This is a genomic window from Anaerococcus sp. HMSC065G05, assembly GCF_001812365.1.
Taxonomy (GTDB): domain Bacteria; phylum Bacillota; class Clostridia; order Tissierellales; family Peptoniphilaceae; genus Anaerococcus; species Anaerococcus vaginalis.
In genome coordinates this window covers 119,635-138,866 of record NZ_KV808719.1, presented here as the reverse complement: position 1 = coordinate 138,866, position 19,232 = coordinate 119,635, and the positions used below count along the sequence as shown (strand labels likewise).

The window sequence follows — 19,232 nt, the reverse complement described above, 5'->3', positions numbered from 1 at the left end:
GAGATAAAATGACAAGAGCATTTAAATTTGGAAGTGTTAAAATTGCAAATGAAACTATTGAAGAAATAGCTAAAAAAGCTTGTAGCGAAGTAAATGGTGTAATTGAATCAAACACAAAATCCAATAAGGAAGCAAAAAAAGATACAAGAATTTCTGTAATGGATGGCTTTGTAATTATAGATTTAAATCTTGTACTTAGTGCAGATGTAAATGTGAGAAAAACAATAAAAAATGTCCAAGAAAATGTAAAAAGACAAGTTGAAACTATGACTGGCTTATCTGTAAAGAGAGTAAATGTCGAAGTAAATAGTTTAGTAATATAATGAATAGGGCAAAACAAAGAGACTGGGTATTTAAGTTAATATTTGAAAATCAAATAAAGAATATTGACGATATAGACCAAGCCTTTATTAATCATGAGATAGATTTAAATAAAGATTCTTTTTTATATAAGTCATTAAAATCATATATAGAAAATTATGATAATCTAGAAAATATAATTGCAGAACAAATAGGCTTAAAATCTTTACAAAGAATGGCAAAAGTTGATAGGTCAATTTTATTTTTGAGCGTTAATGAAATGGAAAATTTAGATATTCCTATAAGTGTTTCTATAAATGAGGCTGTAAATATTGCAAAAGAATATTCAACAAGTGATGGATATAAATTTATAAACAGCGTGTTAGGTAAAATTGCAGAAAAGAGAAAATAATTGAAATCTTTAAGCGTAAAACAATTTAACCAATATATAAAAACTTCTTTTAAGCACGATCCTTTATTTCAAAACGTAAGTGTAAAAGGTGAAATAGCCAACTACAAAATATCTCACAATCATATATATTTTTCTTTAAAAGAGGAAAATGAAATTATTGATTGTGTGATTTATTATTATGAACAAAAGGATATAGAAGACTTTAATAATGGGGATGAGGTTATTGTAGATGGAAATTTGATTTACAATAGCTTTTTTTCCAAAATATCTATATCTGTAAATAATATAGAAAAAAAGGGCTTGTCAGAAGAATATTTAAAATTTCTAAAGATCAAAGAAGAATTTTTAAAAAAAGGTTATTTTGATAAAGATACCAAAAAAACTATTTGCGATTATCCAAAAAAAATAGGCCTTATAACTTCAGATAAATCAGCGGCTATAGTAGATTTTTTATCTGTAATAAATAAAGAAATTTCAGACATAAATATTTATCTTTATCCAGTAAAGGTTCAAGGACTTAGTGCAAAAGATGAAATAATTAATGCAATAAATGTTCTTGATAAAAAAAACTTGGATGCAATTGTTATTACCCGTGGAGGTGGTAGCAAAGAAGATTTAAAAGTTTTTAATGAAAAAGATATAGTAGAAGAAATATATAAGGCGAAAAGTCCAATAATTTCAGCCATAGGACACAAAATAGATTTATCTTTAACAGATTTAGTTAGTGATTTGTCCTTGCAAACGCCAACAGAAGCAGGCTCATATTTGGTAAGAAATTATAAAAAAATCAGACAAGATATAAATAAAATATTTATAGACATCCAAAAAACTTTAAATAGAAATATTGAATTAAAAGAATTAAAACTTAATAATTTAAAAAATAGCTTAGATTCTTATAGTTTAGATAAATTACTTGATGAAAAAACTAAAAATGTAAATGAAATATTTGAAAAAATCAACAATAATTTAAATTTAAACATTGAAAAAAAAGAAAAAAATTTAGAAATTTTAAAATACAAGCTAAATTCTTTAAAATCAATTTTGGATATTAAGAAAAAAAGTATTTTTATTAAGGATTTTGATGGCAATTTTATTTATTCTAAATATTCCTTAAAAGATAAGGATAAGGTAAATATAGTTTTTAGTGACGGAGAAGTGAAAGCTGAGATTTATGATGGATAACACATTTGAAGCAAATTATAAAAAAATGGAATCTTTGTTAAAAGATTTAGAAGAAAATAAAGATAATATAGATAAAAGCCTTGAAATTTATAAAGAGGCAAAAGAAATCTATGATAAACTTAATAAAAAAATCAATGATTATAAGGCAAAGGTTGAGATAATAAATAATGACAAAAATGAATAAGGAAAAATTTGATAAAATTTTAATTGCTGACAAAAATATTATCGATAGGGCAATGATAAAAAAATTTGATGAAGATAATCCTTTAAGTAAGGCCTTGATTTATGCAAGTGATTCTGGAAAAAGAATAAGACCTGTAGTTTTTTTGGAAACTATAAAAATGCTTTTGGGAGAAGAGTCAGTTGATGAAAAAATAATTGATTTATCATTGGCACTTGAGATGGTTCATGCCTATTCTTTGGTACATGATGATATGCCTTGTATGGATAATGATGATTATAGGAGAGGAAAACTTACAGTCCACAAAAAATATGGAGAAGATCTTGCGATTTTGGTTGGAGATAGTTTATTGTCCTATGCTTTTGAAATCATTCTTGATTTGAGTATATATGACCAACGTTTTCTTGAAGCTGGAAAATATTTGGCTAAAGCTTGTGGCAAAGATGGAATGATAAAAGGGCAAGTTTTTGATATAAAGGCAAAAAAGGATGAAAATATAGAATATATTCTTGATGTTTATAAAAATAAAACTGCAAGACTTTTTATGGCTGCAATTATGATGGCAGCTTTGTATGCAAATGTTGAAAAAGATAAGCTAGAAAAATTAGAAAATTATGCATATTATCTAGGACTTGCTTTCCAACTTCAAGACGATATTTTAGACAAATATGATGAGTTTGAATTAAATATTTTATCATGTATTTCTATTGATGATGCAAAAAAATTACTACTAGACTTTAATAGAAAAGCTAAAGAAAATATTAAGGGCTTTAAAAACAATGATTTTCACATTTATTTAATTGATTATTTAACAGAGAGGATCAAATGAAAAAATACACTAGACAAAGACTTATATTAGATATTATTCAAAATAATGAAGTAAAAACACAAAGTCAACTTTCTAAATTATTAAGAGATCAAGGAGTAGATGCTACTCAAGCTACAATTTCAAGAGATATAAAAGAGCTTAGAATATCAAAAGTACAAACAGATGATTATGAATACAAATATACAGTAATAGATACTGTTTATGATTCATTAAATGAAAGAATGGAAAAAATATTTAAAGAATCTGTATTATCTGTAGAAAGATCTTACCAATTAGTTGTTATAAAAACTATTTCTTATACTGCAACAGTTTGTGGTTTGTATATAACAAATGCAAAACTTGAAAATATTGGTGGAATTGTAACAGGACTTGATACTATATTTATAACACCAAAAAATATAGATGAAATTGACGATTTGATTGAAACAATAAGAAGTATGGTGAAATAAGTGTTAGCTGAGTTATTTATTAATAACCTAGTGATTATCAAAAGAGATCACTTATTTTTTGATAGCGGATTTAATGTTTTATCTGGAGAAACTGGTTCTGGAAAAAGTTTGATTTTAGAAGCTATCAATATTGTCTTGGGAAAAAGAACAAATAAAGATATAATTGGAAAATTTGATGATAAAACAATTATAGAAGCAGTTTTTAATTTGGATGAAGATACAATAAAAAAATTAGAAGATAAAGATATTACATTTGATGATAATAAACTTATTATTACAAGAACCATAAACCAACAATCTTCATCAATTAGAATAAATGGAAGAGTAGCAAATCTTTCGTTGATAAAAGAAATTTCTTCATTATTAATTGATATTTACAAACAAGGCGATTCAAATATTTTTATGGATAAGGGAAATTATCTTGATATTATTGATGCCTACAAAAAAGATAAAGAAACTATCAAACTAAAAAATGAAATTAATAAATTATTCAATGAAAAAAATAATTTGCTTAAAAAGTTTGATGAATTTAATTTATCCCAAGAAGAAGTTTCAAGAGAAAAAGAATTAATTAATTATCAACTTGATGATATTGAACAAATTGATCTTTTAAATATTGATGAAGAAAAGATTGACCAAGAATATAAAAAATTAAATTCTATAACTGAGCTTAGAGAAAGTATTGAAAGTAGTGAAGAATTAATTTCTTCCTTTGATTATGACAAAGCATCTATTAGCTCATTACTAGCTAATTTATCTTCAAATTTATCGGATTTTTCAGAAATAGACAAGAGTATTGAAGAAGTTAATGATAAAATATATACTGTTATAGACTTAGTAAATGAAATTTATTCTGAGCTTGATAATTATAAGGATAAGCTTGATCAAAATCCTGAAAGATTATACGAGCTTGAAATGATTAATCAAAAACTTTTCGATTTGAAAAGAAAATATGGAAATGAAATTGAAGATATTATAGAATACTATGATAAAATTTCTTTGAGATTAAAAGAATTAGAAAAAATAAGTGATTTAAAGAAAAATATTGACAAAGATATAAAAAATATAAATAAAAATTTAGAAGAAAAGTCCCTAGAACTTTCAAAAATTAGAAAAGAAAAATCTAAAAATTTGGAAAAGGAAATAAAAAGTGAAATACAATCTTTAAATATTATTAATGGGGATTTTAAGGTTTTATTTAAAAATAAAAACAAAATTGATTCTAATGGAATTGATGATATAGATTTTCTCATTAAAACTAACAAGGGAGAAGATTTAAAGTCCTTATCAAAAACCGCATCTGGCGGAGAAGTTTCAAGGATTGTATTGTCATTTAAAAAAATTTTTGCAGATTATGATAAAATTGATACTATGATATTTGATGAAATCGACCAAGGAATTAGCGGTAGAACAGCTCAAATTGTTGGAGAAAAAATTTTAGACTTATCAAAAGAAAGACAAATTTTAGCTATAAGTCATCTTCCACAAATAGCATCTTTATCTACTAATCATATTCTTATAGAAAAATTTGACCAAAAAGATTTAACTATATCAAAATCTACAAATATTAAAGGAAATGATAGGGTAAAAGAAATAGCTAGGCTTTTGGCTGGCGTTGATATTACAGATAAAACAATGGAATCTGCAAAAGAAATGATAGAAATGGCAGAAGAGTTAAGAAAAGGAAATTAGTATGGATAATTATGAAAAAACGATAAAAGTTGACAACATTTACGAAGGAAAAATTCTTTCTTTGAGAGTTGAAACTGTGGAAATGCCTGATAAAAAGTATTCAAAAAGAGAAATAGTAGATCACGTTAAAGGCGTAGGAATAATTGCTTTTGATGGGGAAGATTCTATTTATTTGGTACGTCAATATAGAAAGGCGATCGATGAATTCACTTTAGAAATTCCTGCTGGTTTGGTTGAAGTAAATGAAAAACCAATTGAAACTGCAAAAAGAGAATTGCAAGAAGAAATTGGATATAAACCATTAGATATTGAATATTTGTTTGATATGCACGCATCTCCTGGTTTTACAAACGATAAATTATCATTCTTTTTGGCTAAAAATTTGGAAGAATCAAAATTAGAATTAGATGAAGATGAATTTTTAGAAAAAAAATCATATAAAATTGAAGATGTTTATAATATGGTAATTAATGGTGAAATCACTGATGCTAAAACAATAATAGCTGTAATGTATGCAAAAAGATTGATTGATGAAAAGTAATAGTTTAAATATTGATTTAGAAGTTTACACAGGACCATTTGATGTCTTGTTAAGACTTATAGAAAAACAAAAAGTAGATATTTATGACATAAAAATAGAAGATATAACAAGCCCTTACATGGAGGCTATCAATGAAATGGATATTCCTCTTGGTCAATTAAGTGAGTTTATTTATATATCTTCTATTTTGTTATACATAAAATCTAGTAAATTGATGCCAAAAGATAAAAATGATAAAGTAGAAGAAGATTTTATTTCATATCTTATAGAGTATAAAAAAATAAAAAGCGTAGAAGATGATTTGAAAACTCTTGAAAATGAAGCGAAATCTTATTATACAAAATACCAAGAAGATTTATCAAAATATAAGTCAAAAGATGAAATAATTAGTAAAGATGTTAATATTTTAAAAAATGAATTTACAAAATTAATAAGAGCTTACAAGAATGAAAAAATAGAAAAACCAGATCTTATTAAATCAATTAAAAGACTTGATGTAAATGATTATATTAAAAAAATAAGAAATACATTAAAATTTACCAAGTCAATAAGGTTAAATAAAATTACAGATGAAATAAAATCAAAAGATGCTTGTATAGGAACATTTTTAGCACTTCTTGAGCTTGTAAGATTAAAGGAAATATACTTGGAAGAAGAAAATATAAATGAATTTTTGATAGTAAAAAGGGATAAGAATGAATAGTGATTACTTAAAAGGAATTATTGAAGAAATTTTATATATTTGGGGCGAGCCGATTGACATCAACGATCTTGGAAAAATTATATTTGACGCCGAAAAATCTGAAATAAGAAAGGCAATTAATGAGATGGTTGATGACAGGAATTTAAAATCTTCGGGACTTATTATAAAAAAATATGAAGATAAATACCAATTTGCAACCAGACCAGATCACGAAAAATATATTTCAAATATAGTAAAAAAATCGGAGAAAAATTTATCTAATTCATCTCTAGAAACCCTATCAATTATTGCATATAAGCAACCAATAACAAGAGCAGAAATTGATAAAATAAGAGGAGTAAAGTCCCAATCAACAATAGATTCTCTTTTAGATAAAAAACTTATAAAAGAAAATGGTAGACTTGATAAAATTGGAAAGCCTATTATATATATTACAACTGATCTTTTTTTAAAATATTTTAATATTTCAAATCTTGACCAATTGCCAAAAATTGATGAAAAAATAGATGGAGAAATTGATGAGGATTAATAAATATATAGCAAAAACAGGATTTGCATCAAGAAGAAAAAGCGAAGAATATATAAAAAACGGCAAAGTTTTTGTAAATGGAAATAAATTAGAAGACTTATCATATCAGGTAAAAGAAGAAGATGAAGTTAAAATTGATGGAAAAATTTTAAAAATCCAAAAAAATTTCTACTATAAATTAAATAAACCAATTGGATATATCTCATCAAATTATGATCCTCACAACGAAAAAGATTTAAATAAGTTGCTTGATATTGATGAGAGATTTTTTTGTGCAGGAAGGCTTGACAAAGATAGTCATGGTCTTATGATAATCACTAATGATGGTAAAATAACAAATAAAATAATTCATCCAAGTAAAAAAATTGATAAAATTTATATAGTTAAGGTAGATAAAAAACTTACACCCTACCAAGAAAAAATTTTTATGGATGGGGTAAAATTATCGCAAAAAGAAATAACATCAGATGCAAAAATTTCTTTAATAGATAAAGAAAAAATCACTTACAAAGTTACAATTCATCAAGGCTACAATAGGCAAATTAGAAGAATGTTTTCATATTTCAAAATAAAAGTTTTAGATTTAAAAAGAATAAAAATAGGACAAATTTGTCTTGATGATTTAAAAGATGGAGATTATAAAAAATTAAGTAAAAAAGAAGTGGAATATTTAGAAAGTTTATAAAAATGGATATTGGAATAATTGGAGCAGGAGCAGGCGGTATTTTTACTGCTATAAATGCTAAAAACGAAAAAAATAAAATAACTTTAATAGAAAAAAATGACAAAATTGGCAAGAAAATATTTATAACCGGAAAAGGCAGGTGTAATATTACTAATGCCAAATTTTTTGATGAATTTTTGGATAATATTCTTGTAAACAAGAAGTTTATGTATTCGTCATTTACAAATTTTGATAATTATGCTCTTATGGATTATTTGGAAAATAAGGGATTACAACTTACAACCCAAAGAGGAGATAGGGTTTTTCCAAAAAGTGAAAAATCAAATGATGTAATTAAATTTTTTGAAAAACTTATTAAAGAAAAAAATATAGATTTAAAATTAAATGAAAATGTAAATAAAATCTATAAAGACAAAGATTTAAATAAATTTATTGTTCTTACCCAAAACAATTCTTATGAATTTGATAAAGTTGTAATTGCAACAGGAGGTCTTTCATATCCGTTGACAGGTTCAACTGGCGATGGTTATAAATTTGCAAAATATTTTTCTCATAAAATTATTAATACAAAACCGGCTCTTTGTCCAATTAAATTTTTAGATGATGACTTGGATAGCTTAAATGGAATTTCTTTAAAAAATATAAGCTTGAATGCGGAGTGCGAAGATAAAAAAATTAGTGAATTTGGAGAAATGCTAATAGGAAAAAATTTCATAACTGGACCTATTGTTTTAACTATGTCATCACTAATTAATAGAAAAAAAGTCAAAAATATGTATATTGACCTTAAAGCAAGTCTAGATTTTGAAAAATTAGATAATAGGCTTATAAGAGATTTTGAAAATAATTCTAATAAAGATGTAGGAAATATTTTAAAAAAATTATTGCTAAATGCTTTTGTAGATGTAGTTTTAAAAAGATCAGATATAGATTTTCATACAAAAGCAAACCAAATTACAAAAGATGAGAGATTTAGATTAATAAAAGAAATTAAATATTTTCATTTAAAATTTAATGGATTAAGCGAAATAAAAAATGCTATTATAACCTCAGGTGGAGTTGATTGCAAAGAACTTGATCCTAAAAATATGCAATCAAAAATAGTTTCTGGTCTGTATTTTGTTGGGGAAGTTACAGATGTTGATGCTCTTACAGGAGGATATAATTTGCAAATTGCATTTTCACAAGCCTATGCTTGTGCTAAGGATTTAAGGAGGGAAAATGAGTAATTTTATTATAGCTTTAGATGGACCAAGTGGATCAGGAAAAAGCACAATAGCAAATATTTTGGCTAAAAAATTAAAAATTTCATATTTAAATACAGGTTCAATGTATAGGGCAGTAACCTTATTTTTTTTAGAAAATAATATAAAAAAATCAGACAAAATTGATATAGATTTGCTTAGAAAAATTAATATCGACATAAAAGGTGACAAGGTATTTTTAAATGAAAAAGATGTAAGCGAAAAAATTAGAAATAAGGAAGTAACTGAAAATGTATCATGGGTATCATCTATTTTCTTAGTTAGAAAATATTTAGTAGATATGCAAAGAAAAATTTCTCAAAATAAATCAATTATTCTTGATGGAAGAGATATAGGCACTGTAGTTTTTCCTAATGCAAAGTACAAATTTTTTCTAGTAGCATCAAGTGAAGTTAGGGCAAAAAGACGCTATGAGCAAAATGAAATTGATAAATCACTTGAAGAAATTCAAAAAGATATAGAAAAAAGAGATTATTTAGATTCACACAGGGAAATTTCTCCATTAAAAAAAGCAGAAGATGCCATAGAAATAGATTCTTCAAATTTAACAATTGATGAAACTATAGAAGAAATTATAAATAAAATGGACAAAGAAGATGTTTTATAGATTTATATATTTAATATTGAGATTAATAGCAACACCTTTGTTTAGGATAAAAGTACACGGTTATGAAAATATTCCACAAGATAGAAAATTTATTGTTTGTGCAAATCACAAATCTTTTCTTGATCCGGTTTTTGTTGCAATGGCTTTAGATAGGCAGATTCATTTTATAGCAAAAAAAGAATTATTTGAAATACCAATTTTAAAAAATATATTAAAATCTTTAAATGCAATACCAGCTCAAAGAGATGGAAAAGATTTATCGGTTTTAAGAGATTCAATAAAATTAATAAAAACAGGAAAAATTTTAGGAATATTTCCTGAAGGAACAAGAGTTAAGGAAATAAAAAGAGAAAATATAAAAGATGGTGCAGGATATATTGCACTTAAATCAAAAACTGATATATTAACAATAGAAATTATATCTTCTTATAAGCCATTTTGTAAAACAGATTTATACATAAAAAATCTCATACAAATTGAAGATTTTGAAAAATATAAATCAAAAGATGCAATGGAAAAAATTATGGATGAAACTTATGAGAAAATGTATGAAAATCACAAATTTTTAAGAAAGGTTTGAGATGAAAGTAATAGTAGCAAAAAATTCTGGCTTTTGTAATGGAGTTAGAAGAAGTGTTGACCTTGCAAATAAAGCAAGCGAAAAAAATATAAAAACATATACACTAGGGCCTTTGGTTCACAATCCAACTCAAGTTAAAATGCTTGAAAAAAAAGGCGCAAGTGTGGTAGATGAAAATGAAGTTTTAAAAATAAAAAATTCACAAATAGTAATAAGAAGCCATGGAGTAAGTGAAAAACTAAAAGAAAATCTTAAAAATAATTCTAATGAAGTTGTTGATGCAACTTGCCCAGTTCTTTTAAATATTTACAAAAAAATAATTGAAAAAGAAAAAGAAGGATACACCGTAGTAATTATTGGAGATAAAGAACATCCAGAAATAAAAGCTATGGCATCTTACGTAAATAATGGTATAATAATAAAAGATGAGACTGAAGCAAAAAATATTACAAATATGTCAAAACTTTATGTTGTTAGTCAAACAACAAACAGAATTGATTTTTTTGAGAATATTGCTCATGAGTTAGAGAAGACGAATGATGATGTAGTAATAGAAAATACAATCTGCAATGCTACAAGATTAAGGCAAGAAGCATGTAAGAGCCTATCAAAAGAAGTTGATTGTATGATTGTTGTTGGTGGTTTTAATAGTTCGAATACAAACAAGCTTTATCAAATAGCACAAAAGTATTGTGAGAATGTTCAAAGAATAGAAACTGTTAAAGATCTACCTTTGCAAAAGCTCTCAAATTTTAATATAATAGGGGTAATCGCTGGTGCGTCCACACCAGATCAGGTTATCGAGGAGGTAGTTAATAGGATGGATGATTTAACAAATGAAGAATTAATGAACAGCATTGAAGATAGTATGAAAAAAATATATCCTAGAGATGTTGTAAACGGAACAATTATTGATGTGAAAGATGATGAAGTTTTCGTAGACATTCAATATCGTGCAGATGGTATTGTAAAATTAGATGAAATGACTGAAGAACAAAGAGAAAATCCAAAAGATAATTTTGAAATCGGTCAAGAAGTAGAAGTTTATGTTATAAAACTTGATGATGGAGAAGGCAATGTTTCATTATCTACTAGAAGAGTAGAAGGAATGAAAAATTGGAAAAACCTTAGAGAAGCTTACGAAAATGACCAAACTGTTGAAGGTGATGTAACAGGAGCAAACAAAGGTGGTCTTACAGCTAAAGTTATGGGAATCAATGGATTTGTTCCTGCAAGCCAAATAGCTCCATATTTTGTTAAAAACTTCAAAAAATTTGTTGGAGAACATTGGGATCTTAAAATCATTTCAATAGATGAGAGAAAAAATCGTCTAGTTTTATCAAGAAAAGACATTGTTGAAGAAAAACTTGATGAACAATGGGATGAATTAGAAGAAGGGCAAGTTATAACAGGAAAAGTTGCAAGACTTACAGATTTTGGTGCTTTCATTGAAATAGGAAGTCTTGATGGATTACTTCACGTATCTGATATAGCTTGGACAAGAGTAGAACATCCAAAGGATGTTTTAAATATCGGCGATGATATTGAAGTTAAAATTTTAAAATTAAACAAAGAAAAAAATAGAATTTCACTTGGAAGAAAACAACTTCTTGAAAAACCATTTGCAGAATTTACAAATGAACATGAAGTTGGAGATGTTATAACAGGAAAAGTTGTAAATCTTTTAGACTTTGGTGCTTTCGTTGAAGTTAGCGAAGGAGTTGAAGGATTAATTCACGTTTCTGAAATTTCATGGGATCATGTTGAAAAACCATCAGATGAATTAAATGTTGGCGATGAAGTAGAAGTTAAAATTTTAAGCATCGATCCAGAAGAAGAAAAAATTGGTCTTTCAATTAAAGCTTTAAAAGAAGCTCCAGAAAGAACTGAAAGAAAACCAAGAAGAAATAACGAAGAAAACAAAAACAGATCTAATGCTAAAGCTAAAAGAAAAGCTGAAAAGAAAGAAGCAAACAACGAATTTGGCGATAATGATTTAAATAATAACATTGGATTTGCTATAGAAGAAGTACTATCAGGTATAGAAATAGAAGACGAAGATTCTACTGAAGAATAATATCTGATAAATTACAATTATACAAAAAAGAGATGGTCTAGATCATCTCTTTTTTAGCTGTAAGGAGATATATGCAATTAAAAAATAATGAAAAATATAAGAATTATTTTGAAAATAAAAAATATAATATAACAACCTTTGGTTGTCAGATGAATGAACATGATTCTGAAAGAATTTCTTATATATTAGAAGATTTAGGTTATACAAAAACTGATGATAGAAATGATGCTGATTTTATTTTATTTAACACATGTCTTGTAAGAGAGAATGCTGAATTAAAACTTTATGGTCAAGTATCAAGTTTAAAAAAATTAAAAGAAGAAAATCCTGAAAAAATTATAGCAGTATCAGGTTGTATGATGCAAACTAGCGTTGCTAGAGAAGTTATAGAGAAAAAACATAAAGAAGTTGATATAATTTTTGGAACTAAAAATATAAATTCTTTGCCAGATCTTTTATTTAAATATTTAGAAACAGGCGAAAGAGTAATTGATGTTTCAGAAGATAATGTAAAAGATGATTACGTAAATTATAATAGCAAAAATAATTTTCAAGCTTATGTAAATATAATGAGAGGCTGCGATAATTTCTGTTCATATTGTATAGTTCCTCAATCAAGGGGAAGAGAAGAAAGTAGAAGACCATCTCACATTATTGAAGAAATTGAAAATTTAGTTAAAAATGGCTATAAAGAAATCACACTTTTAGGACAAAATGTAAATTCTTATGGAAACAAATCAGACTTTAATGTAACTTTTCCAGAACTTTTAGAAAAATGTGCAAAAATTGAAGGAGTTGAAAGATTAAGATTTACAACAAGTCATCCAAAAGACTTATCTGATGATTTAATTAGAGTTATTAAAGAAAATGATAATATATGTAATTATTTTCATCTCCCTATGCAATCAGGTTCTGACAAAGTTCTTAAAGATATGAATAGAAAATATAATAAAGAGCAATATTTAGAAAAAGCTAGAAAATTAAAAGAAGATATTCCTGGTATTGCAATTTCTACGGATATTATTGTAGGTTATCCTACTGAAACAGAAGAAGATTTTCAAGAAACTTTAGATGTTTGTAGAAAAGTAGGATTTGATACTGCTTTTACTTTTAAATATTCTCCAAGACCTAAAACAAAAGCTGCTAAATTAGAACCAATTGATGATAAAATTGTTCAAGATAGGTTTGATAGATTACTGGATACTCTTTATCCAATATTTAATGAAAAAAATAAGGAATATGTAGGTAAAGTTGTTGAAGTCTTGTTAGAATCTGAAAGTAAAAATAATAAAAATGTATTAACAGGCAGGACAGATACTTTTAAATTAGTTCATGTTAAAGCGGATAAAAATTTAATAGGGCAAATCGTAAAAGTAAAAATCACAGATAACACTTCATTTACAATATCAGGAGAACTAGTCCAAGATTAAATATTAAGAAAGAAGGCACTATGAAAGCTTATGTAGTAAAAGCAAAAGCTAAACTTGGGAAATTACCTAGTAAAGAAATTTGTAGAGATTTGTTGTATGAAGATAGTTTGGAAAGAAAATTAGATATTATTAGAGCAAATAAAAGTGAAATACCTAATATTTACTCTAAAAAAGATGTGGAAATTTTTCTTTCCAATAGCTTATACGACGATTTAAATTCATTTTTGAAATTTCTTAAAGGAGAAGAGAAAAATTTCTTTATAAAATATATTTCAAAATTCGAACTACAATTAATTCAATTAATTGTTCAGGCGATTTTAAATGAGCATTTGAAAGACAGTTTAGATATTATAAAAAGAGAAAAATTTTCTCAAAATATAAATGTATCAAAAGATGATGATTTTCAAACTTTTGTAGAAAAATCTAAGTCAACTAGGTACTATAGAACTCTTTATCCGTTTTTAAATGAAAATATGCAAAAAGATTCTATAATTTTTCTAATATCTAATTCATTAAATAAATTTTATTATAGAGACCTTTTAGAAGAAACTAAAAAACTTCCAAAAAATCTTGGCAAGGAGCTTAGAGAATTTATAGGTAATGAAATTGATATTTTTAATATTGAAATGTTATTTAGGTTAAAAAACTACTTTATTTTAAATGATTATGAAATATTTAATTATTTAATTGAAGGAGGCAAATATCTAAAAACAGAAGATTTGAAAAAATTATCAAAATTAAGTCTAGATAAAGTTAAGGAAAAAATATTAGGAAGTCCTTATAATTCATTATTTAATAATTCCTCTAATTTCTATAAGGCAAAGCAAGATTTATTGAGTGATAATTCAAAAAGATTAAATAATTCAAAATATGATTTACTAAAATTAATTTATATAGTTGATATGATGGAAATTTCTAATAAAAATATCATAAGTATGCTTGAATTTGATGAAACTTTTGATAAGGATGAAAAGAAGCATTATATAATAAAGAGGTGATAAAATGGCTGTTGAAAAAATGCACTTAGTTAATATAATGGCAAAACTTGAAAATTTAGATGATTTTCTTGATGATTTAATTAACATTGATGAATTCGATCAAGTTGATGCTTTTAGACAAGTACAAAACAGAGAGTTTTCTATAAAAGCTAGCGAAGAAAATATCGATAAAACTGAAGATTTTAATGAGCTAGATAGCTTTGAAAAAATAGATTCTACTTTTATAAAAAATCTTGAAGATATTAAAGAATTTTTGAATTTAGAAGATTCCGATAATGGAAAAAGAATTAATGATGAAAAACTTAAAAATTTGCTAAAAATGCTTGAAGATAATATAGAAAAGAAAAAAGAATTAGAAGAAAGAAACAAAAAGCTTGAAGAATATATAAATAACTTACAAGCACTTGAAAATGAAGAAATAAATATAAATAAAATAACAAATTTAAATTATTTTAATTATAGATTGGGAGAAGTTAGTAAAGACGGTAGGTTTATATTAAAAAATAATTACGAATCGATACCATCATTAATTATCCATCTACAAAAAAATGATCCAAATATAAAAACTAATAAAGAAGCTTTAAAAAGTATTTATAGTATTGATGATGAAACGACAAAATTAAGAAATGATACTGATGTAATACTAAAAAATGAAAAAGAGAATGTTAATAAAGTTAGTCTTGAACTAAACAAAAATTATGATTCAAAAACTAAGGATGATTCCAATAAAATTTATGATGATATTTTAAAAGAAGCGGATTATAAGAAAAAAGAAATAGAAGAATTTTACGAAGAGCAAAAATTAGAAAGTAAAAAAGTTTTTAATGAAAAGAAAGATAAGTTAGTAAAAGAATTCTTTGAAAAGATTATTGACTAGAAGGCAGGTTTTATGAAATTATTGGAAAAATTAGGATTTAAAGATAAGAATGAAAATAATATAAACCAATCTATTGAAAGTGGGAATGAAGATTATCTTTTAGTTTATCCAAAAAGTGTTGAAGATGAAGTAAATAGAACAATTTCATCTTTGGGTTTTATTGATAAGGATATTCCAGAAAATAAAAGTTTAGAAGAAATAAAAAAAGAATACCAAGAAAATAAAATTGAGCTTAAAAAGATAAATGAAAATCTAGAAAAAATCAAAATTGATAATATAGATGAATTGAAAAACCTTCCAAAGACTATAGATTTTTATAAGAAGTCTTCTAAAATAAAAGATAAAATGTTAAAAGGTAGAAAGTATTTTTATCTTTCAGGTTGGGTACCAGAATCAAAATTACAAGTTGTAAAAAATTCTGTAGAGAAATATGAAGACAGTTTGGTAGATCAAAAAAAAATAGCCAGACAATAGCAAACCCACCAACTAAATTAAAAAATAATCAACTAACCAGGCCCTTTGAGTTTTTGGTTAATATGTATGGAGCACCAAACTACAATGAAATAGATCCTACAGGATTTTTCGCAATAACTTATATGCTTTTGTATGGAATGATGTTTGGTGATCTAGGACAGGGATTAATTTTTATATTGGCTAGTTTTCTAGTAGAAAAGAAAAATAAAATATTTGGTCAATTAGTAAGAAGAATAGGATTTTCTGCTTGCTTTTTTGGCATAATGTATGGATCATTTTTTGGAATTGAAGATTTAATACCAACATTATTAATTAAACCATTTGATAATATTTTAAAAGTCTTAGTTGCTTCAGTTGCCTTTGGAGTTATTCTAATTCTTATATCCTATATCTTAGGAATTTATAATAAACTTCACAAGCAAAAAGATTTAGAAGAAGGAGTTTTTGGGAAAGAAGGTATAGCAGGATTAATTATGATGATTTCATTTATTTTAATCATTTTAAATATTGTAAAAATTAATCCATTGCCAATGAAATTTTCAATAACTTTACTTGTATTATCAATTATATTGATGATATTTAAACAACCAATTTCTAGAAAAATGTTAGGAATTAATCCAATATATGATCAATCTTCTGCTGATTATTATATAGAAAGCTCATTTTCTATAATTGAAGCTTTGCTTTCTGTATTTTCAAATCTTGTTTCTTTTACAAGAGTAGGTGCGTTTGCTATAAACCACGTCGGTTTATACATGGCATTTGAAGTTATGAGTAAGCTTGTTGGCGGAGGAATTATAGGAATTATTATTTTAATATTTGGAAATATTTTAATAATAGGACTTGAAGGAATGATTGTATTTATTCAAGGTTTAAGATTAGAATTTTATGAAATGTTTAGTAAATATTATAAGGGAGATGGACAAAAATTTAGTCCAATAAGTAAATTATAAGGAGAAAATAATGATTTTAATTTCAATATTAGCATTAGCATGCGTTGTTATAACAATTTATTCAGGTTTATATCTATTAAAAAATAATGAAGATAGCTCAAAAGAAAAAATAAGAAAAGCTTTAAAAATAAATTTATCTACATTTATACCAATAATGGTTATGATTTTGGTTTTAGTTTTACCAAACGGTGTTAAAGCAGCTACAGCTGGAAGTGCTAGTGAAACAGCAAGTGGATTGAAATATATTGGTGCAGCCTTATCAACAGGTCTTGCAACAATAGGAACAGGATATGCAGTAGGTCAAGTAGGCTCAGCAGCTCTTGGAGCAATTTCAGAAGATGCATCAATTCTTGGAAGAACAATAATTTTCGTAGGACTTGCTGAAGGTATTGCAATCTTTGGTGTAATTATTTCTATAATGATTTTATTTGCTTAAAATGAAAGCAAAAGTAATTACAAATGACTTATCTTTTCTTCTTGGCTTTAGGCTTGGAGGAATTGATGGTTTGATTTTAGAAAATGAAGAAGAAATATCTTATAATTTTAAAAATTTTACAAAAGAAAAAGACTTAGCTTTAATTATATTTTCAAAATATTGCTATGAAAAAATAAAAGATGAGGTAGAAAATTATAGGGTAGAAAATGCTACTCCTTTAGTAGTAGTTTTAGATTAGTAAAGGAGACTTAAATGCTAGATTTAAGTGCAAAAATTTCAAGCTTTAGGAAGATGGTTTGGTCAAATGAAAAAAGAAAAAGCGAAAAAGAATTATATAATTCAACAGACTTTTCTTCAAAAACTTTAAATGAAATTAAGGATAACTTAGATAAAAATTATAAGCTTTATATAGAAAAAAGAAAAGAATTTGCCAATGCAAGAAAAAATGAAAAAATTGCAAATATTTCTCAAAATAAAAAAACTTCATATAACAAATTCAAAGAATCTTTGCTTGATGAATTAATTGAAGAAATTAAAGATGAGTTAAAAAATTATTCAAATAGTAATGAATATAAGAAAAAACTTGCAATAAGGGCAAATGAAATATATAAGAATTTATCAGAAAATGATAAAAATTTGATTTTATGTGTAAAAAAATCTGACCAAGAATTATTTGATTTTAAAACAGAAGAAATGGATGATTCAAAAATAGGTGGCTTTATTATAAAAAATAAAGATTTAACTTATCAATATGATTATTCCTTAGAAAAAAAATTAGATAATTATAAATATGAAATAGGAAGCAAATTTTATAAAATAATTTCTGATGAATTTGAAAAAGAAATGGAGGATAAGAATGACTCCAACAATTAAATCTATAAATGGTCCAGTAATAAAGGCTAGAAATGCGTCAGATTTAAAAATAAGAGAGATGGTAACTGTAGGTAAACTTAAACTTATTGGAGAAGTTGTTTCAATAGATGGGGATTATGCAATAATTCAAGTTTACGAAGATACATCAGGTTTGAAAATAAATGACGAAATAATAAAAACAAATAGACCCTTATCAGTAAGACTTGGCCCTGGGATGATTGGAAATATGTTTGATGGAATCCAAAGACCGCTAGATAAAATTGCTTTAAATCATGGCTCTTTTATTCCATCAGGACTTGGGCTTTCAAATCTTGATGAAGAGAAAAAATGGGATGTAAAAATCAAAGTAAAAGTTGGCGATAAAATAAAAAAAGGTCAAATATATGCAACTATTGATGAAAGTCCAATAATTGAACATAGGCTAATGTCAAATTTTGATGGAGAAATTGTAGAAGTTTTAGATGATGGAAAATATTGTATTGAAGATACAATTGTAAAAGTTAAAACTATAGAAAAAATTGAAGAATTAAAATTGTATCAATATTGGCCTGTAAGAGTTCAAAGACCAGTTAAAAGAAATAAACCTTTAAGTGAACTTTTACTTACTGGTCAAAGAGTTTTGGATATATTTTTTCCTGTTGCAAAGGGAGGAACAGTTGCAATTCCTGGAGGATTTGGAACAGGAAAGACTATGCTTCAACACCAATTAGCTCAATATTCTAATGCAGATATAATTATTTATATTGGTTGTGGAGAACGTGGTAACGAAATGACTCAAGTTCTCGAAGATTTTCCTAATCTTATTGATCCTAATACAGGCAGAGGATTAATGGAGCGAACAATTCTTATTGCAAATACTTCAAATATGCCTGTAGCTGCAAGAGAGGCGAGTATTTACACAGGAATAACTATGGCTGAATATTTTAGAGATATGGGCTATGATGTTGCTTTGATGGCAGATTCTACATCAAGATGGGCAGAAGCTTTAAGAGAAATTTCTGCAAGACTTGAAGAAATTCCAGCGGAGGAAGGATACCCAGCTTATCTTGGCTCACGACTTTCACAATTTTATGAAAGAGCAGGCGATTTTATAAATTTAAATGGAAGTCATGGTTCTGTTACTCTTATTGGAGCAGTTTCTCCAACAGGTGGAGATTTT

24 protein-coding genes are annotated in these 19,232 nt (G+C 25.9%); all 24 read left to right on the top strand.

The annotated features are described in order from the left end of the window. The first annotated feature begins 8 nt into the window (after positions 1–8). Complete coding sequence (locus HMPREF2852_RS06980) at positions 9–323, top strand: Asp23/Gls24 family envelope stress response protein (protein WP_019117593.1); 315 nt, start codon at positions 9–11, stop codon at positions 321–323. Next, complete coding sequence (nusB, locus tag HMPREF2852_RS06975) at positions 323–712, top strand: transcription antitermination factor NusB (RefSeq protein ID WP_019117594.1); 390 nt, start codon at positions 323–325, stop codon at positions 710–712. Before HMPREF2852_RS06980 ends, nusB begins: the two co-directional genes overlap by 1 nt. Further along, a complete protein-coding gene (gene xseA, locus HMPREF2852_RS06970; RefSeq protein ID WP_070607068.1) occupies positions 713–1,894 on the top strand; it encodes an exodeoxyribonuclease VII large subunit in 1,182 nt (393 codons plus the stop codon). Then, complete coding sequence (gene xseB, locus HMPREF2852_RS06965) at positions 1,884–2,078, top strand: exodeoxyribonuclease VII small subunit (protein WP_019117596.1); 195 nt, start codon at positions 1,884–1,886, stop codon at positions 2,076–2,078. Before xseA ends, xseB begins: the two co-directional genes overlap by 11 nt. Next, positions 2,071–2,904 (top strand): polyprenyl synthetase family protein, encoded by an 834-nt coding sequence (locus HMPREF2852_RS06960; RefSeq protein ID WP_261668210.1) that lies wholly within the window; start codon positions 2,071–2,073, stop codon positions 2,902–2,904. Before xseB ends, HMPREF2852_RS06960 begins: the two co-directional genes overlap by 8 nt. After that, positions 2,901–3,353: an arginine repressor gene (locus tag HMPREF2852_RS06955; protein WP_004838913.1), complete on the top strand. Its 453-nt coding sequence runs from the start codon at positions 2,901–2,903 to the stop codon at positions 3,351–3,353. Before HMPREF2852_RS06960 ends, HMPREF2852_RS06955 begins: the two co-directional genes overlap by 4 nt. Beyond that, positions 3,354–5,045 carry a DNA repair protein RecN gene (gene recN / locus HMPREF2852_RS06950; protein ID WP_070607063.1) on the top strand — a complete coding sequence of 564 codons (1,692 nt, stop codon included), beginning with the start codon at positions 3,354–3,356 and terminating at the stop codon, positions 5,043–5,045. Position 5,046: 1 nt separating this feature from the next. Next, positions 5,047–5,586 (top strand): NUDIX hydrolase, encoded by a 540-nt coding sequence (locus tag HMPREF2852_RS06945; RefSeq protein WP_004838911.1) that lies wholly within the window; start codon positions 5,047–5,049, stop codon positions 5,584–5,586. After that, entirely contained in the window at positions 5,576–6,289 is a 714-nt protein-coding gene (locus HMPREF2852_RS06940) for a segregation and condensation protein A (protein WP_070607060.1), read from the top strand. Before HMPREF2852_RS06945 ends, HMPREF2852_RS06940 begins: the two co-directional genes overlap by 11 nt. Next, positions 6,282–6,818, top strand: coding sequence for an SMC-Scp complex subunit ScpB (gene scpB / locus HMPREF2852_RS06935; protein ID WP_070607057.1), 537 nt, complete (start codon positions 6,282–6,284; stop codon positions 6,816–6,818). Before HMPREF2852_RS06940 ends, scpB begins: the two co-directional genes overlap by 8 nt. Further along, positions 6,808–7,503 carry a pseudouridine synthase gene (locus tag HMPREF2852_RS06930; protein WP_070607054.1) on the top strand — a complete coding sequence of 232 codons (696 nt, stop codon included), beginning with the start codon at positions 6,808–6,810 and terminating at the stop codon, positions 7,501–7,503. The genes scpB and HMPREF2852_RS06930 overlap by 11 nt, the downstream gene beginning before the upstream one ends. A gap of 2 nt (positions 7,504–7,505) precedes the next feature. Then, positions 7,506–8,732 (top strand): BaiN/RdsA family NAD(P)/FAD-dependent oxidoreductase, encoded by a 1,227-nt coding sequence (locus HMPREF2852_RS06925; RefSeq protein ID WP_070607050.1) that lies wholly within the window; start codon positions 7,506–7,508, stop codon positions 8,730–8,732. Next, positions 8,725–9,375: a (d)CMP kinase gene (gene cmk / locus HMPREF2852_RS06920; protein ID WP_004838906.1), complete on the top strand. Its 651-nt coding sequence runs from the start codon at positions 8,725–8,727 to the stop codon at positions 9,373–9,375. The genes HMPREF2852_RS06925 and cmk overlap by 8 nt, the downstream gene beginning before the upstream one ends. After that, positions 9,365–9,955: a lysophospholipid acyltransferase family protein gene (locus HMPREF2852_RS06915; RefSeq protein WP_004838905.1), complete on the top strand. Its 591-nt coding sequence runs from the start codon at positions 9,365–9,367 to the stop codon at positions 9,953–9,955. Before cmk ends, HMPREF2852_RS06915 begins: the two co-directional genes overlap by 11 nt. 1 nt (position 9,956) lies before the next feature. Continuing rightward, positions 9,957–12,032 carry a bifunctional 4-hydroxy-3-methylbut-2-enyl diphosphate reductase/30S ribosomal protein S1 gene (locus HMPREF2852_RS06910; protein WP_070607047.1) on the top strand — a complete coding sequence of 692 codons (2,076 nt, stop codon included), beginning with the start codon at positions 9,957–9,959 and terminating at the stop codon, positions 12,030–12,032. 71 nt (positions 12,033–12,103) lie between these two features. Beyond that, on the top strand, positions 12,104–13,462 hold the full coding sequence (gene miaB / locus HMPREF2852_RS06905) for a tRNA (N6-isopentenyl adenosine(37)-C2)-methylthiotransferase MiaB (RefSeq protein WP_070607045.1): 1,359 nt from the start codon (positions 12,104–12,106) through the stop codon (positions 13,460–13,462). Between the two features lie 20 nt (positions 13,463–13,482). Beyond that, the gene (locus tag HMPREF2852_RS06900; RefSeq protein WP_070607042.1) at positions 13,483–14,460 is read left to right on the top strand and encodes a V0D/AC39 family V-type ATPase subunit; all 978 of its coding nucleotides are present in this window, start codon (positions 13,483–13,485) and stop codon (positions 14,458–14,460) included. Between the two features lie 4 nt (positions 14,461–14,464). After that, a complete protein-coding gene (locus HMPREF2852_RS06895; protein ID WP_070607038.1) occupies positions 14,465–15,337 on the top strand; it encodes a V-type ATP synthase subunit I domain-containing protein in 873 nt (290 codons plus the stop codon). Positions 15,338–15,349: 12 nt separating this feature from the next. Beyond that, positions 15,350–15,811: a V-type ATP synthase subunit I gene (locus HMPREF2852_RS10140; RefSeq protein ID WP_261668206.1), complete on the top strand. Its 462-nt coding sequence runs from the start codon at positions 15,350–15,352 to the stop codon at positions 15,809–15,811. Further along, on the top strand, positions 15,808–16,764 hold the full coding sequence (locus tag HMPREF2852_RS06890; protein WP_261668213.1) for a V-type ATP synthase subunit I: 957 nt from the start codon (positions 15,808–15,810) through the stop codon (positions 16,762–16,764). The genes HMPREF2852_RS10140 and HMPREF2852_RS06890 overlap by 4 nt, the downstream gene beginning before the upstream one ends. 10 nt (positions 16,765–16,774) lie before the next feature. After that, positions 16,775–17,200 (top strand): ATP synthase subunit C, encoded by a 426-nt coding sequence (locus HMPREF2852_RS06885; protein WP_004838899.1) that lies wholly within the window; start codon positions 16,775–16,777, stop codon positions 17,198–17,200. A 1-nt stretch (position 17,201) separates the two neighbouring features. Further along, positions 17,202–17,438 (top strand): V-type ATP synthase subunit F, encoded by a 237-nt coding sequence (locus HMPREF2852_RS06880; protein WP_070607035.1) that lies wholly within the window; start codon positions 17,202–17,204, stop codon positions 17,436–17,438. 14 nt (positions 17,439–17,452) lie between these two features. Next, entirely contained in the window at positions 17,453–18,073 is a 621-nt protein-coding gene (locus HMPREF2852_RS06875) for a hypothetical protein (protein ID WP_070607032.1), read from the top strand. Further along, positions 18,057–19,232: V-type ATP synthase subunit A (locus HMPREF2852_RS06870; RefSeq protein ID WP_070607029.1), on the top strand; the 1,176-nt coding region annotated here is incomplete at its 3' end. The genes HMPREF2852_RS06875 and HMPREF2852_RS06870, both read left to right, overlap by 17 nt.

Bases quoted from the DNA above. Each gene is read 5' to 3' on its own strand.
- HMPREF2852_RS06980 (WP_019117593.1), top strand. From the start codon at position 9: ATGACAAGAGCATTTAAATTTGGAAGTGTTAAAATTGCAAATGAAACT.
- nusB (WP_019117594.1), top strand. From the start codon at position 323: ATGAATAGGGCAAAACAAAGAGACTGGGTATTTAAGTTAATATTTGAA.
- xseB (WP_019117596.1), top strand. From the start codon at position 1,884: ATGATGGATAACACATTTGAAGCAAATTATAAAAAAATGGAATCTTTG.
- HMPREF2852_RS06960 (WP_261668210.1), top strand. From the start codon at position 2,071: ATGAATAAGGAAAAATTTGATAAAATTTTAATTGCTGACAAAAATATT.
- HMPREF2852_RS06955 (WP_004838913.1), top strand. From the start codon at position 2,901: ATGAAAAAATACACTAGACAAAGACTTATATTAGATATTATTCAAAAT.
- HMPREF2852_RS06945 (WP_004838911.1), top strand. From the start codon at position 5,047: ATGGATAATTATGAAAAAACGATAAAAGTTGACAACATTTACGAAGGA.
- HMPREF2852_RS06940 (WP_070607060.1), top strand. From the start codon at position 5,576: ATGAAAAGTAATAGTTTAAATATTGATTTAGAAGTTTACACAGGACCA.
- scpB (WP_070607057.1), top strand. From the start codon at position 6,282: ATGAATAGTGATTACTTAAAAGGAATTATTGAAGAAATTTTATATATT.
- HMPREF2852_RS06930 (WP_070607054.1), top strand. From the start codon at position 6,808: ATGAGGATTAATAAATATATAGCAAAAACAGGATTTGCATCAAGAAGA.
- HMPREF2852_RS06925 (WP_070607050.1), top strand. From the start codon at position 7,506: ATGGATATTGGAATAATTGGAGCAGGAGCAGGCGGTATTTTTACTGCT.
- cmk (WP_004838906.1), top strand. From the start codon at position 8,725: ATGAGTAATTTTATTATAGCTTTAGATGGACCAAGTGGATCAGGAAAA.
- HMPREF2852_RS06915 (WP_004838905.1), top strand. From the start codon at position 9,365: ATGTTTTATAGATTTATATATTTAATATTGAGATTAATAGCAACACCT.
- HMPREF2852_RS06910 (WP_070607047.1), top strand. From the start codon at position 9,957: ATGAAAGTAATAGTAGCAAAAAATTCTGGCTTTTGTAATGGAGTTAGA.
- miaB (WP_070607045.1), top strand. From the start codon at position 12,104: ATGCAATTAAAAAATAATGAAAAATATAAGAATTATTTTGAAAATAAA.
- HMPREF2852_RS06900 (WP_070607042.1), top strand. From the start codon at position 13,483: ATGAAAGCTTATGTAGTAAAAGCAAAAGCTAAACTTGGGAAATTACCT.
- HMPREF2852_RS06895 (WP_070607038.1), top strand. From the start codon at position 14,465: ATGGCTGTTGAAAAAATGCACTTAGTTAATATAATGGCAAAACTTGAA.
- HMPREF2852_RS10140 (WP_261668206.1), top strand. From the start codon at position 15,350: ATGAAATTATTGGAAAAATTAGGATTTAAAGATAAGAATGAAAATAAT.
- HMPREF2852_RS06885 (WP_004838899.1), top strand. From the start codon at position 16,775: ATGATTTTAATTTCAATATTAGCATTAGCATGCGTTGTTATAACAATT.
- HMPREF2852_RS06880 (WP_070607035.1), top strand. From the start codon at position 17,202: ATGAAAGCAAAAGTAATTACAAATGACTTATCTTTTCTTCTTGGCTTT.
- HMPREF2852_RS06875 (WP_070607032.1), top strand. From the start codon at position 17,453: ATGCTAGATTTAAGTGCAAAAATTTCAAGCTTTAGGAAGATGGTTTGG.